The sequence below is a fragment of the Pseudomonas sp. Kh14 genome (genome assembly GCF_900291005.1).
Taxonomy (GTDB): Bacteria; Pseudomonadota; Gammaproteobacteria; order Pseudomonadales; family Pseudomonadaceae; genus Aquipseudomonas; species Aquipseudomonas alloputida.
Window position 1 is genome coordinate 1 of the sequence record NZ_OLKJ01000296.1, and the last position, 239, is coordinate 239.

Annotated in this window: 1 protein-coding gene; it reads left to right on the forward strand. The window is 52.7% G+C overall.

What is annotated here, in order from left to right:
• Nucleotides 1-239: metallopeptidase TldD-related protein (locus tag FQ668_RS28185; protein ID WP_218570935.1), on the forward strand; the 239-nt coding region annotated here is incomplete at both ends.

The window sequence follows — 239 nt, forward strand, 5'->3', positions numbered from 1 at the left end:
ATTTAGACCTGGTGCCAATGTGCAGGGCGGCAACGAAAACATCGAAGCTGAACACAAGGGCAATGGCGCTATAATCGAGCCGCTCGATCTATGGGCCGAACCTGTCATATCGGGACTCCCAGCCTCGGCAGCCTTCGATAGCGATGGATTTCCTCTAGAGCGTACGCTTGTCATAGAAAATGGTATCTTAAAAACCCTTATAGGATCTGTTCGCCATGCCGACTGGCTCGGTGTCCCCC